Here is a 12,120-nt window from a genome sequence, read left to right as displayed (position 1 = left end):
TCGGCAGCGCGTCGCTCAGCGCGGCCGGGCGCGGCGTCGCCGACGCCGGCTGTGGCAGCGCCGGCGCCTGTGCCATCGCGGCGCCGACGACGGTGGCGGCCAATGTGGCGAGCAGGGCGCGCCAGGCGCGGCGTGGGGCAAGGACGGGACGCGCGAAAACAGACTTCATCGACAAACGGACTCCTGTGGCCGGCCGTCCGTGACCGGGACATCGAACGGGGGAAGCGCGAGTTTACTCGCGCACGCGCTGGGGTTGGCCGAAGCCCAGACCCTGGATGCGCGCGATCAGTTCCTCTGCGGCGGTCGCGGTCACCGGGCCCACGCGCAGGCGCCAGACCTTGCGGCCGTTGGCGTCGGCATCGAGCAGGCGCGCGCCGCCGATCCCGGCCTGGCTGAGCATCGCCAACGCATGCTCGGCATTGGTGCGTGCGGCAAAGCTGGCGACCTGCAGCGTCCAGGCATCGGTGGCGGCTCCTGCGGGGGAGGCGTTGCCAGCGGTCGCGGCAACCTGCACCGCTGCTGCCGGGGGCGGCGCCGCCTCTTCCGGCGCGGAAGGCGATGACGGCCCTGCCGATGGCGACGGCATCGGCGCCGGCTTGCCGGTCGCCACGCCGATCCGCCGCGCACGCATCCATGCGTCGAATTCATCGGCGGTCATCGTGCGCCCGTCCTGGCGCATGTCGAAGCGTTCGCCGCGCGCGGCCGGAAGCGCCGCCACCTTCGCAGGCGGCGATGTGGTCGCCGCGGTCCGCGCAACGGTCGGGGCATGTCCGGCCGCATCGGCGCTCGCGATGGGCAACGCGGCGAGCAGGTGGTCGATCGCGCTCGCAGCCGGTGGCGCGGTCGGAGATGCCGGGTTGGCGGCCAGCACGCCGCTGGACTCGCGCGCATTTTCGCCCGCGCTCAACCCCTTCACCTCGACCCGCGCGGTGCCGGCGCGATCGACCCCGAGCTTGACCGCCGCGGCGTAACTCAGGTCGATGATGCGGCCGTCGTGGAAGGGGCCGCGATCATTGACGCGCACGATTACCGATTTTCCGTTCGACAGGTTGGTCACCCGCGCGAAACTCGGCAGCGGCAGCGTCTTGTGCGCGGCGGTGAAGGCATACATGTCGTACACCTCCAGGTTGGAGGTGCGCCGGCCGTGGAATTTATTGCCGTAATACGACGCCAGCCCCACCTCGTCGTAGCGCGAAGGATCGTCGAGCACCGTGTACGACTTGCCGAGCACCACGTAGGGCGAGCGGTTGCCATACAGCGAGCGCGGCTCGTCGACGACCTCGGGCTCGGGAATCTGGTCGACATCCGGGATGCCGTCCGGCGCACTGTCGCGGATCCCGGGCGCGTAGAGCCCACCACGAGTGTAGTTGCCGCGCTTGCTGGGATCTTCCTGCGCCGGCGCGTAGGGCGACTTGCGACGCGACGTCGCGGCGGTGGCAGTGGCCGGGGCGCGGACGCTGGTGGCGGGCGCCGGTTGTTTGCGCGGCGTACTGCTGCAGGCGGCGAGCAGCGCCACCAGCGTGGCACCCAACGCGACGCTTGCGCTGCGGAATGTCATGGCCCGGGCGTGCCCGCCCGGATCGCCTGCGACAACTGTTGCACCGCCATCGCGTACATCGGCGAGTGGTTGTAGCGGGTGATCACGTAGAAGTTGCGGTAGCCCAGCCAGAACTCCTTGCCGGCATCGCCATCGAGCGTGATCAACGTAGCGCCCTGCGCAGCATCGGCGGGTACGGGTTCGCCGGCCTGCGGGTGATAGCCGCGCTGGGCCAGATCCACCAGCGGATACACCGGGTCGATGTTGTCGGGGAGGAAATCGCCCGCACCGGCATCGCGCGCCGCGCGCGCCACCACCGGCCCACCGCGCTGCCAGCCGTGGACGACGAAGTAATTGGCGATCGAGGCGAACACGTCGTCCTTGTCGCCGATCAGGTCGCGCTTGCCGTCGCCGTCGCCGTCCTTGCCCCACAGCCGATAGCTGGACGGCATGAACTGGCCCAGGCCCATCGCGCCGGCGTAGCTGCCGGTGAGCGAGGCCACGTCGATATGCTCGTCCTGGCCCAGCGCGAACAGCTGCGCCAGCTCGCCGGCGAAGAACGGCGCGCGTTTGGGATAGCCGAACGCGAGCGAGTACAGCGCGTCGAGCACGCGGTAGTTGCCGGTGTTCCTGCCGTAATTGGTTTCCACGCCGATGATCGCGACGATGTACTCGGCCGGCACGCCGGTATTGGCGGCGATGCGGTCGAGGTCGGCGCGATTGTCGGCATAGAACGCGACGCCTCCGGCGATGCGCGCATCGTTGATGAAGATCGGGCGGTACGCGCTCCACGGCCGCACCGCTTCGGCGGGACGGGAAATGATGTCAACCGTGCGTTGCAGGAACTGCGCCTGCGCCAGCCCCGCGCGGATGTCCTGCGCCGGGACGCCGTAGGTGCGCGCGGTGTAATCGACGAAGGCATCGATGCGCTGCGCCTGCGGCAGCATCGGATCGGTCACCGACGCCGGTGCGACCGGACGCTCGGGCGGCTGCGGCACCGGCGCCAGCAGCGGCGCGGCCAGCGGCACGCTGACGGGCGCAGCGGGCGCCGTGGCGGCAACGGGGGAAGGCGGTGGCGACTGCGTGGCACAGGCCACCAGCGCGAACGACATCGAAACCAGCAGGGCGCGTCGGATCATTGGCGCGAGCGTAGCATCGGCCGCGCGTGGAATCACGCGCAGCGCGATGCATCGGCCTCAGCCGTTCATGGCATCTCGCGCGACACGCCGGCATCGACCACCGGCAACCGGTCCGGCGGCGGAATGCGGATCGGCGCCAGCCCCGCCGACTGCAGCGCGCGATCGAGCACGGGCAGGTCCCGGGCCTGCAGCTGCGACCAGGATTGCAGCGCGCGCTCCAGCCGCGCCGCATCATCCGCATACACCGCGCGCTGCGGCGCCGTCGGCGCGGCATCGCTGCCTTCCAGGTCCGCCTGCAGCGTGGTCAACTCGCCGCCGATGCCGGACAGGTTCAGCGGCGCCAGCGTGCCTTCGCCTTCGGCCAGCGGCGCCAGGCTGGCGTTGAATGCCGCCACCGCCGCAGTGACGTTGTTGTCGTTCGCGTGCAATGCCTCGATCTGCTTGCGCACCGCCTGCAACTGGCCGTTGGCGATCGCCTCGCGTCGCATGGCGGCGCTGACATCACCGGAAAACGCGAGCGCCTGTGCCAATGCCGCCGCATCGACCGGAACCCGCGGATCGGCGACGACCTCCAGCGGCGCGCGTTGTTCGTGGCCATCGGCGACGAGCACGACGGTATAGCGGCCCGGCGCCACCAGCATGCCCTGTGGCAATAACGCGTCCTGGTCGCCGTCGACCGCGGCGATGCTGTAGCCGTAGGCGTCTGCGAGCGGGCGCTCCCCGCGCAGGTCCCAGACGAAGCGATGCGCGCCGGCGCGGGCGGATAGCGCCGGCGGCGTGCCGGTCCAGCGCTCCTCGAAATAGCGCTCGGCCGGAAGCTGCAGCGGCGTGTCGTCGCTGGAGAAGCGGCGCACCTGCCTGCCGTTGGCGTCCAGGATGCGCAGCGTCACCGGGCCATGGCTGTCGCTGGCGAGCCAGTAGTCGATCAGGGCGCCGATCGGCGGGTTGCGTCCGGTCGGCTCCTCGCGGGGCAGCGGCGTGTCCTTGTTCTGGTTGCCGCGCAGGCGCAGGGCCGGGCCCGGCGCGAACAGGTGCACGCGCTCGCGCTGCACGCCGGCATCGAGCTGCCGCAGCGGCGCGAGCTGGTCCATCACCCAGATCGAGCGCCCCTGGGTGGCGACGATCAGGTCGTCGCCGTGTACCAGCAAATCGGTGACGATCGCGCTGGGCAGGTTGCGCTGCAACGACTGCCAGTGGTCGCCGTCATCCAGCGACACCCACACGCCACGATCGGTGCCGGCGTACAGCAACCCGGCCTTCTTCGTATCCGTGCGCAGCGCGCCAACGAAGTGACCGGGCGGCAACCCGTCGGCGATCGCCGTCCAGGTCTTGCCGCCATCGTGCGTGCGCCAGGCCAATGGCCGCAGATCATCACCGCGATGGTTGTCGACGGCGATGTAGACGGTGTCCGGTTGCCGCGGCGACACGTCGATGGTGCTGATCTTCGCCCACGTCGGCACGTCCGCCGGCGTCACGTCGTCCCAATGCGCGCCACCGTCGCGGGTGGCGTAGACGCGGCCGTCGTCGGTGCCCAGCCAGAGGTGGTCGTTGTCGCGCGGCGACAGGCCGATGCTGAAGATCACGCCGTAGCCGCAGGCGCGCGCGACCTCCGGCGCGGTGGCGGCATCGCAGTCCGTGCGCGAGCCGTCGCGCGGCGCGACATCGGGGCTGATCACCTGCCACGTCGCGCCCTGGTCGAGCGAGCGGAACAGCACCTGCGCGCCCTGGTAGAGCGGATACGGCGCCACCTGCGACACCGCGATCGGGGTGATCCAGGTGTAGCGGTATTTCGCCGCGGTCGGCCGCGTGCCGTAGGTCGAGACCGGCCAGGGCGAGATGTTCTGCACTTCGCCGTTGCGCGCGTTCCAGCGCGACAGGCGGCCACCCAGGCCCGAGCCATAGACGATGTCGGGATTACGCGGATCGGGGATGTCGTAGTCGCGCTCGTCGCCGCCCACCGGATGCCAGTCGCGCGAGGTGATCGCGCCGTAGTCGGTGCGGCTGGCAATGCCGACGGTGCCGTTGTCCTGCTGGCCGGCGTAGATCCAGTACGGCGTACGGTTGTCGGTCGCCAGGTGGTAGAGCTGGCCGGTCGGCTGGTTGTACCAGCTGCTCCAGCTCGCGCCGGCGTCGACACTGACCACCGTGCCCTGGTCGGAGCCGGTGATCATGTGGTCCGGATGCAGCGGATTGATCCACAGGTCGTGGTAATCGTCGCCGCCGGGCGAGCCCTTGGTGATCGTGCAGTGCGCGCCCGCCTGGTCGCAGCGATGGATCGAACGCCCCATCACGTACACGGTGTCCGGATCGCCGGGCATCGCCGTGAGCCGGGCGAAATAACTGTTGGCCAGTTCGGGATCGTCGTTGACGCGCTGCCAATGACCGCCGGCGTCATCGGAACGGTACAGCCCGCCCGCGTCTGCAGCGTCGATCGCCGCATAGACCCGCGTGCCCTGCGCGGTGTGGGTCGCCGCCAGCCCGATGCGCCCAAGGTCGCCGGCCGGCCAGCCGTTGCCGGACACCTTTGTCCAGTGCGCGCCGCCGTCGGTGGATCGGTAGACGCCGCTTTCCGGGCCGTAGTCGGGCACGAAATAACTCATCCACGGCCGGTAGCGGACCTGCCAGGTCGAGGCGAACAACACCTGCGGATCGGTGGGATCGGCCACGATGTCGACCGCGCCGGTGTTGTTGCTGACGAACAGCGTCCTGTCCCAGGTCCTGCCGCCATCGTGGCTGGCGAAGACGCCACGCTGCGGATTGGGCCCGTACACGTGACCCAAGGCGCCGACCAGCACATGGTTGGCGTCGCGCGGATCGATCCAGATCGAACCGATGTGTTTGCTGTCAGCGAGTCCGGCCGCGCTCCAGTGCGCGCCGCCATCGGTCGACTTGAACACGCCTTCCCCCGCGGCGATGTCGTAGCGCGAGGTCACCTGTCCGGTGCCGACGTAGAGGGTGTCCGCGTCCGATGGCGCGATCGCGATCGCGCCGATCGAGGCCGGGCCCTGGTCGAAGATCGGCTGCCAGGTGCGCCCGGCGTCGAGCGTCTTCCACACTCCGCCGCCGGCGGCGCCGAAGTAGAACGTCGCCGGCTGCTCCGGGATCCCCGCCACCGCCGTGCCCCAGCCGGCGCGATGCGGGCCCACCAGGCGCCAGTGCAGTGCGCCGAGCGGATCGGCGGCGGCGCGGTCCTGCGGGGTGGCGGCAACGGCCGCGATGGGCAACTCGGTCGGGAGCGCCACGGTGATCGCCAGCAACCAGGCAAACGCGCATCGGGACATGGGGCCGCTCCGGATGGGATCGGCCGAGTCTACGCCGCGGCAGCCGCGCGCCAGCGCGGGTGGCTGCGCGTCGGACCTTATTCGGTCGCGTCCAGCAGCGCGGCGTGCGCGCGTGCTTCCTGCTTGCTCAGCACCTCATCGTGGTTGCTGTCGATGGTGTCGAACAGCCGTCGCGCGATGGTTTCGTTCTCCCATTGCGCCAGCTTGCCGTCGCCGTCGCTGTCGACCGGCTGGATGACCTGCGCCGAGGTCAACTTCGACCGCCGCCCCAGCGCCGCGCGATGCGCATCCATTTCCGCGGGCGTGACCAGTCCATTGCCGTCCAGGTCCATGGTGACGAACCGACCGGTGGCGCTGGCGGCGTATTCGCCGAAGTCGATCTGGCCGTCGTCATCGTTATCCATGGTGGAGAAGCGCGTGTCGAAGGTGACGCTGTCCACCGCCGCCGTGCCCAGTGGCTGCGTCGCCGGCACGGGCGCGCGCGCCGCGGCGTGGCGGCCGGGTGCGGGCTTGCGGTTGCAGCCAGTGGCCACCAATGCCAGCAGCAGCGCGCAGGCGACCACCCCATCCATTCTTCGAACCATGTGCGCCTGCCTCGCCTGCCCGGACGACCGGGGCCGGGTCGCCAACTTGCGCGCATTCATGTGATGGCGGCATAAGCGCGCCGCCGCACGCCGTGAAGCCGATGGCGCCCGGCGCGCCGGATGCCTCGCCCGCCGCGCTTTGCACAGCGCCGGTTCAATCGCCGGTGCGGCGAGCTCCCGCGCTGCTCAGTCGGCATCGACGAATCCGCCGACCGCGCGCAACGTCGCGGTGCGCCGCGTGTAGACCCGTTCCAGGCAGTTGAGCGACTGGCAGGCATCACGCACGCGCCGGCGCCAGTCGTCCTCGTCGCGCTGCAACGCAACCGGATCGCCGACCTCGCGCTGCGCGCTGGCATAGGCATCGGCCAGCTGCCGGTCCAGCAGCGACAGCAGCGCGTCCTGGCACACCAGCTGCTCGGCGTGCGTGGCCGCGGTGCGGCAGTCGAAGCTCGGACCGCCGTCATCGGGCGCCACCGGCGCGGGCGGTTCGTTCGCATCGGCTGTCTCCGTCCGCGCCGGAGGGGCTGCCGGGTGTTGGGGCGGTGCCGGTTGCGGTGCCGGCGGCGCTGTCGTGGCGTCGGCTTCCGCGCTCCATGCCGGCGGCATCGCGATGCCCCGGCACTGGGTCTGGAAGAAATGCAGGTAACGCGGCTTGTCCGCGCTCCGATTGTCCTCGACCAGCGCGCGACAGGCGAGCTGTCGCAGCTGTCGTGCGGCGGCTGCGGCATCTGGAGACGTGGCGGCGCCACCTGCGGGCGGCATTGTGTTGGCCTGGGCCGGAGGAGCGACGGCGCGGTGCGAAGGCTCCGCGCTGGTTGCGTCATCCGGTGCCGGTGCGTCCGTCGCGGGCGCCTGCGCGAGGGTGTGCGATGCCGACGCCGCGCCGACATCCAGCAGCAGGCGCTTTCCGCCCATCGGTTGCCAGTAGAACGGCCCGCGAAGATCGTCGGGGACTTCATAGACGATCCGCCCACGTTCGCTTGCCCCCGGCGCGAGGGTCTCGAGCAGCAGGTAGCCGTCGGCGAGGACGTTCTCCGGCGCATCGAAGCGACGCTGCCTGCGCCCGTCGATCGCGATCAACGGCCCGCCGCTGAAGAGCCGGGACTGCGGACCGGGGTTGCCGACGGTGATGTCGAGCACGAGATAGGTATCGCCGGCTGCCGCTTCCTGCGCATCGAATTTGGAGCGCGGGATGCGCGGCGTGCGGATGACGTCGTGGACGGTGATCGCCAGGTCAGGCGCCGCCACCGCCGGTACCGCGCCAGCAGTCTCGGTGTGGCGGTTGGTGTCGGTGTCGGGACGCTGGCACCCCGTCGCCAGCAGCACCACGCATCCCAGGACGATGGCCCGAGCGATCTGCATTGCACCTGCCTGCGTCAGCCGGCCGCGCACGGATCCGCAGCGATGCGGCGTGCCGGCCTGGAGTGATCCGCGAGCGTTCCATGGCTCGGCTGAACCCCGCATCAGCATCCGCGGCTGAATCCGCCCCACCGGGCGTTGCGCACACGGCCGCTCAGCTGCAATTCAATTCGTCGGCGGCGCCGGTGGATCGGACTGCAGGACAGCCACTGTCGAGCCGGGCTCGCCCCGCGAAAAACCAGCGCATGCAGCTTGGTGACTCTTGGCATGACAAAAGTCGCTCGCGCGAAGCGCGAAGGCCCTAAGGACGGGTTGCTCTTGCTTTGTTTCTCCGCGGAGAGCAACAGCGCCGGATCCCGGCTTGCTGGAATGACAAGCAAGTACAAAGGCGCTGGAACCCACTTTCGCGGGGATGAAGAGCAGCCATCACCGACCACACCGGCGAGGCCATCCCGGCGCCTCAGCCACCCCCTCCCGGCGGCGTCGCAAACTCCACCCGATCGCGCCCCGCGCTCTTCGCCCGATACAGCGCCTCGTCCGCGCGATCGAGCATCTGCGCGATCGACTCGCCGGGGACGTAGTGGGCGATCCCCGCCGAAAAGGTCATCCGCAACGGACCTGCGGCAGTCAGGAAGGGCTGCGCCGCCGTCGCCGCGCGCAGGCGCTCCACGCAGGTCCGCGCGGCGGCATCCGCGGCATACGGCAACACCAGCAGGAATTCCTCGCCGCCATAGCGACCGAACGTCGTATCCGCCGGCGCTTCCGGGGTCACCTGCGCATCGGTCACCTGTGCGTCCGTCGTCTGCGCCCCCATCACCTGCGCATCGGGTGCCCGCGCGCCATGGATGCCGTTGCGCCCGATGATGTCCATCCGCCGCATCTGGCCGCGGATGCGCGCGGCGAAGGCACGCAGCACCTCATCACCCGCGCCATGTCCGTGGCTGTCGTTGATGCGCTTGAAATGGTCCAGGTCCAGGATGCACATCGCGAAGGGCTCGCGGTAGCGGTCCGCCCGTTCCTTCTGCTGCTCCAGGATCTCGATCAGGTGGCGGCGATTGTGCAGGCCGGTGAGTTCATCGCGGCTGGCCAGTTCCTTCAGCCGCGCCAGCGCCGATGCCAGCGCTTCCTTCTTGCTCGCCAGGCTGGCGCGCAGCAATGCGATGTAGCTGCCGATCAGCGACAGCCACAGCAGCACGATCACCAGAACCATGAAATAAAGCAGTTCCAGCCGGAACGTGTTGCCATCGCGCATGCCAGGCGCGTACTTGACCGCGAGCATGGCCGCATAGCCCAAGGCAGCGGCGGCGCTCAAGGCCAGGTACTGCCGGCGGCTGAAGCTGAATACGCCGAAGAAGAACGCGGTGAACAGCAGCATCACCGTCAGCACGCGCGCCTGGTTGAGGTAGAAGCCGAGCACGAGTGCCAGCCCGCCGGCGCAGGCAACCTGCATCGCAACCAGGCTCGGGTCGGCGAAGCGCGCGCTGTAACCGCTGCGGATCAGGACGAAGAACACCAGGTTGATGGCGACCGCCGCCACGACGAACCAACCCAGTCCGCGATAGTCGAACAGCGTCCAGCCGTTGTGCACCGAGTAGGCCAGGGGCCCCACGAACATCAGGTACGACACCCAGCCCAGCAACTGGCGCTTGACCCGCGTGGCCAGCAACCGGTTGTCGCGGGGGATCAGCTCGAAGATCATCCTGGCCTCGGACGGCAGCAGCACCTGCCGCGGAGTATGTCGCCATCGGCGGCCGTGTGCGTTCACGCACGCCATCCCCCGGCCCGGCGCGCTGCGCTCCGGTATCCTAGTTGTTGCTGTCGCCGCGCCCACGCCAAGATGAAAGCCAACGGCCTGTCGTTCCACCATCCGGTCGCGTTCTGGGCAGGATGCCTTGCCGTGGTCGCCGGCGTCCTGGCGCACATGCCGATGTTCCTGATGGCGCGGATGAGCCATTGGCGGATGGTGGGCATGCCGATGGACGCGATGATGCTCGGGGGCATGGCACTGATCGTTGCTGGCCTGCTGCTGTCCGCCTACGGCTTGATGCCGCGACTGGAGCAGATGCGCCGCACCACCCGGACGGACACCGCCGCGGCCCACCGGCACTTCCACATCGCCGACGGGGTCGCGCTCAACCGCGCGCACTGGACGCTGGTGCTGGTGCTGGTGGTGGCGCTGGCGATCGACGTGATGAAACCGGCGACGCTGGGCTTCGTCATGCCCGGCATGAGCGGCGAATACGGCATCAGCAAACCCACCGCGAGCACGCTGGCACTGGTGGCGCTGATCGGCACCACCGTCGGCTCCGTGATCTGGGGGCGGCTGGCCGACGTGTTCGGCCGTCGCTCGGGGATCCTGCTGTCGGCGTTGATGTTCATCGGCACCGCGATCTGCGGCGCGATGCCGCTGTTCGGCTGGAACCTGGTGATGTGCTTCCTGATGGGCGCGTCGGCCGGCGGCATGCTGCCGATCGCGTTCACCCTGATGGCCGAAACCGTCCCGGCCGCGCATCGCGGCTGGCTGCTGGTGGCGCTGGGTGGCGTCGGCACCTCGGCCGGATACCTCGCCGCTGCCGGTGCCGCCGCGTTGCTTGAACCGATGTTCAGCTGGCGCGCGCTGTGGCTGCTCAACCTGCCCACCGGTGCGGTGATCCTGTTCCTGAACCGGTTCATCCCGGAATCGCCGCGCTTCCTGTCCAATGCCGGGCTCGAAGGACAGGCGCGCGACGTGCTTCGCAAGTTCGCCGGTCCGCGCGCCACCGAGGACATCGAAGTCGACGACGCACGCCATCCGGGCGCGCCGCGCATCGACGAGCCGCATCCGGTGAGCGGCATGCGCCAGCTGCTGCGCGGCAGCCACGCGCGCCTCACCTGGGGCCTGCTGACCTGCGGGCTGGCCTGGGGACTGGTGAACTTCGGCTTCGTGCTCTGGCTGCCGGTCAACCTGGTCGGGATGGGCGTCGACGCCGCCGGCGTGAGCGCCCTGCTGGCGCGTTCGGCGATCCTCGCCCTGCCGGGCATCGGCGTCGTGATCTGGCTCTACCACCGCTGGTCGAGCTTCAAGTCGCTGGTGCTGTTCATCGCCTTGACGGCGCTCGCCCTGCTGGTGTTCTTCGCCATGGGCGTGGCGGGGGTGCGCTCGGCGCCGGCAACGATCGCCGCGACGGTCGCGCTGCTGGTGAGCGTGAGCGGGGTGATCGCGATGCTGATCCCGTATGCGGCGGAGATCTATCCAGTCCACCTGCGCGGTACCGGCTCGGGGGTGATCGCGGCGGCGTCGAAGTTCGGTGGCATCCTCGGCGCCGGCCTCGGCGTGCTGGGCCTGCTGGGCAACTTCCAGTGGTCGGCACTGCTGATCGCATTTCCGATGGCGGTGTCGGCGGCGATGGTCTGGCGCGCCGGGATCGAAACCCGCGGCCAGGGCCTGGAGGAAATCCAGGCGCGTATCGACGCCTGCTGATGGTGCCCACCGCATGGACGCAGCGGTCTTTCCGGGCTGCGTGCTAGGCTTTTTTCCCGCGCCATCCGGAGACCGCCATGCGTTCCATCCTCGTTACCGCCGCACTGCTGCTCGCCGCCATCCCCGCCGCGCAGGCGGCCGAAACGCATTGCACGCTGCACTACAACATGGCCGGCGGCGGCGCCTTCTACAAGCATTCCACCGGCAGCGGCCAGATCACCTGCGACAACGGACAGCACCTGGCGGTGACGATCGAATCCAAGGGCGGCGGCCTGACCTTCGGCCATTCGGAAATCAAGGATGGCGTGGGCAAGTTTTCGCCGGTGTCCGACGTGCACGACCTGATCGGCGGTTACGCCACCGCCGAGGCCAATGCCGGGTCCGGCGAAGCCAGCAAGGCGCAGGTGGTCACCAAGGGCGGCATCTCGCTGGCGCTCACCGGCAAGGGCAGCGGCCACACCCTGGGCGTGTCGTTCGGCAGCTTCATCATCAGCGCGGCGAAGTAACCCGGTACGCGCGCGGCGCCTGCCCCTCCGGTCACGCCCGATGGCCGCTACTTCGTCGTACGCGGCCGGTTGTGGCGCTGCAGCGATCCGTCGCTCGACCCGGAAACCCGCGCGCGACTGACGCGTGAACTGATGCACGCGCGCGCGGCGGCGGGGCGGGCGTTGCGTGCGCACGACCCGCAGGCCGAACGCCAGGCGCGGCGCGCGGTGGACGCGGCGAAGGTCGCGCTCGGCGAGCGCGGGCGGTTGTGGTG

At 69.9% G+C, this 12,120-nt stretch carries 8 protein-coding genes; 2 read left to right on the top strand and 6 right to left on the bottom strand.

The window, feature by feature from the left end:
- Nucleotides 1-232: 232 nt before the first annotated feature.
- The 6 genes from G7B67_RS12340 to G7B67_RS12315 all read right to left on the bottom strand — a co-directional run bounded on the left by G7B67_RS12340 (nucleotide 233) and on the right by G7B67_RS12315 (nucleotide 9,623).
- A complete protein-coding gene (locus tag G7B67_RS12340) occupies nucleotides 233-1,558 on the bottom strand; it encodes a septal ring lytic transglycosylase RlpA family protein (RefSeq protein ID WP_166212867.1) in 1,326 nt (441 codons plus the stop codon).
- Entirely contained in the window at nucleotides 1,555-2,676 is a 1,122-nt protein-coding gene (mltB, locus tag G7B67_RS12335) for a lytic murein transglycosylase B (RefSeq protein ID WP_166212865.1), read from the bottom strand. Before mltB ends, G7B67_RS12340 begins: the two co-directional genes overlap by 4 nt.
- Before the next feature lie 65 nt (nucleotides 2,677-2,741).
- Nucleotides 2,742-5,957: a WD40/YVTN/BNR-like repeat-containing protein gene (locus G7B67_RS12330; RefSeq protein ID WP_166212863.1), complete on the bottom strand. Its 3,216-nt coding sequence runs from the start codon at nucleotides 5,955-5,957 to the stop codon at nucleotides 2,742-2,744.
- A 77-nt stretch (nucleotides 5,958-6,034) separates the two neighbouring features.
- On the bottom strand, nucleotides 6,035-6,541 hold the full coding sequence (locus G7B67_RS12325; RefSeq protein WP_166212861.1) for an EF-hand domain-containing protein: 507 nt from the start codon (nucleotides 6,539-6,541) through the stop codon (nucleotides 6,035-6,037).
- Between the two features lie 186 nt (nucleotides 6,542-6,727).
- Nucleotides 6,728-7,903: a DUF4352 domain-containing protein gene (locus G7B67_RS12320; RefSeq protein WP_166212859.1), complete on the bottom strand. Its 1,176-nt coding sequence runs from the start codon at nucleotides 7,901-7,903 to the stop codon at nucleotides 6,728-6,730.
- A gap of 457 nt (nucleotides 7,904-8,360) precedes the next feature.
- Nucleotides 8,361-9,623 carry a GGDEF domain-containing protein gene (locus G7B67_RS12315; protein WP_166212857.1) on the bottom strand — a complete coding sequence of 421 codons (1,263 nt, stop codon included), beginning with the start codon at nucleotides 9,621-9,623 and terminating at the stop codon, nucleotides 8,361-8,363.
- Between the two features lie 114 nt (nucleotides 9,624-9,737).
- On the opposite strand from G7B67_RS12315, the gene G7B67_RS12310 reads away from it, so the two are divergent.
- Complete coding sequence (locus G7B67_RS12310) at nucleotides 9,738-11,360, top strand: MFS transporter (RefSeq protein ID WP_166212855.1); 1,623 nt, start codon at nucleotides 9,738-9,740, stop codon at nucleotides 11,358-11,360.
- 77 nt (nucleotides 11,361-11,437) lie between these two features.
- Complete coding sequence (locus G7B67_RS12305) at nucleotides 11,438-11,866, top strand: hypothetical protein (RefSeq protein WP_166212854.1); 429 nt, start codon at nucleotides 11,438-11,440, stop codon at nucleotides 11,864-11,866.
- The last annotated feature ends 254 nt before the right edge of the window (nucleotides 11,867-12,120 follow it).

It is taken from the genome of Cognatiluteimonas telluris, assembly GCF_011320095.1.
GTDB lineage: Bacteria > Pseudomonadota > Gammaproteobacteria > Xanthomonadales > Xanthomonadaceae > Cognatiluteimonas > Cognatiluteimonas telluris.
The sequence above is the reverse complement of the archived record's forward strand: the minus strand, read 5'-3'. Positions and strand labels throughout refer to the sequence as shown.